This window comes from Massilia mucilaginosa, assembly GCF_011682145.1.
Taxonomy (GTDB): Bacteria; Pseudomonadota; Gammaproteobacteria; order Burkholderiales; family Burkholderiaceae_D; genus Telluria_A; species Telluria_A mucilaginosa.
This window is the reverse complement of record NZ_WHJH01000167.1, coordinates 1-917: the sequence shown is the minus strand read 5'-3', so window position 1 is coordinate 917 and position 917 is coordinate 1. Positions and strand designations below refer to the sequence as shown.

General features: G+C 52.0%; 1 protein-coding gene. It reads right to left on the bottom strand.

Annotated elements, in window-relative coordinates:
• Positions 1 to 917 (bottom strand): hypothetical protein (locus tag F2P45_RS34300; protein WP_166882672.1); only part of this gene is annotated, 917 nt, incomplete at both ends.

Sequence of the window (917 nt, the reverse complement as noted above, 5' to 3'; positions counted from 1 at the left end):
CCCCGTTAACAAAGTTAGCGAGTTTAGCGTCATACGCACTCGCACCCAATTTCTGACTAAATTGCCCGGAGAGGGATGCAAATTCAGCTTCAATAGCACTATACGCACCCAATCGATATACTGAGGCACCGCCATTCACTCCTGAATTAACCATCAACGACTCTGCTGCCGTGAATCGGATCGGCAAATCGGCACCTAAGGCCGTTTTCATTCCAGCTTGCAATGCGTATTTTAACTGCACTTCTTCGCTGAGCAACCTACCGGCCACTTTTCCGCCGACCAGACTTCCAAACTTTGACCAAGGAGCAAGTGACGCAACACTTAACGCGCCCGTGGCTACCTGAAGTCCACCGCCAGCGTAGTCGCCATTTCCGATTCTTCTGCTTCCCGCACCAACATCATACCCGGCATTAAGCGTCATGGTCACAGGTACATTGATACCACGTGCAACTTGTTGCTCGAAGGAGTTGGAGCGGTACGGATTACTGTTGTGCTCTGGGAGTGCAGTAATATACGACTGCTGACCAACATACTTAGATGCTAATGGCCCATGAATCCAGCCGTTATCAGAAGGAATGTTCGGGTTACGGTAGTAAGGCGCGGGTGCCACTGCGTCATAGTCCCCCGGCCTTGGCGACACCATCTCCGAAACAAAATCGCCAACCGCGCCTGCTGTCTCCTTAACATAGTTCCAAGCGGTCTCGTACCAAGCCAAATCATCGCCGTTGACCACTATCTCGGTCATCACCTTCACGCCATAACTGTTGCCCGGAACTGCTCCCTCACCGCCGCCCCAATCACTGCGAATATCGCCATCGCTATCTGGATTGAACAGGCGTGAACTCTGATCGAGACTGGCATCTGCAAAACGTTGACCATTTTTGATATCGTCACCGATGGCCTTCAGGCGAGACTCG